The sequence below is a fragment of the Mesobacillus maritimus genome, assembly GCF_023715205.1.
Lineage (GTDB): Bacteria > Bacillota > Bacilli > Bacillales > Cytobacillaceae > Mesobacillus_B > Mesobacillus_B maritimus_C.
Genome location: NZ_JAMBNR010000074.1, coordinates 1 through 462, shown reverse-complemented (window position 1 = coordinate 462; position 462 = coordinate 1). Strand labels below are relative to the sequence as shown.

Below are 462 nucleotides of genomic sequence, written 5' to 3'. Positions count from 1 at the left end.
GCTGGATAAGAACGGCAACAACCTCGCCGCGCAGGTGGAGTTCGAAAGCTTCAACCGCCAGCTGAGCGCGGTCAACCGCCATACCGGTAGCAAGCTGGTCAATGCGGTGCAGCAGGACGTTCATGCGATTCTGCAGCAGGGTGAAGCGCAGATCGCCAAAGCGGCGCAGGGGCTGATCGACGCGGCGCGTAACGAAGCCGATCAAAAGCTGACGGCGGAGCTGTCGCGACTGGAAGCGCTGAAGGCGGTGAACCCGAACATCCGTGACGACGAACTGGCGGCGATCGAAAGCAACCGTCAGCAGGTGATGGATGCGCTGGCGCAGGCCGGATGGCGTCTGGACGCGCTGCGTCTGATCGTCGTCACTCACCAGTAACGGAACGCGAACATGGCGATGGAAAACTACAATCCGCCGCAGGATCCCTGGCTGGTGATCCTGTATCAGGATGAGCACATCATGGT

The 462-nt window shown here is 60.8% G+C and carries 1 protein-coding gene; it reads left to right on the top strand.

Translation table 11 applies throughout. The features are described 5' to 3' along the window. The coding region (locus tag M3182_RS25680; protein ID WP_251560650.1) for a hypothetical protein at nt 1-376 on the top strand (376 nt) is incomplete at its 5' end. Between the last annotated feature and the right edge of the window lie 86 nt (nt 377-462).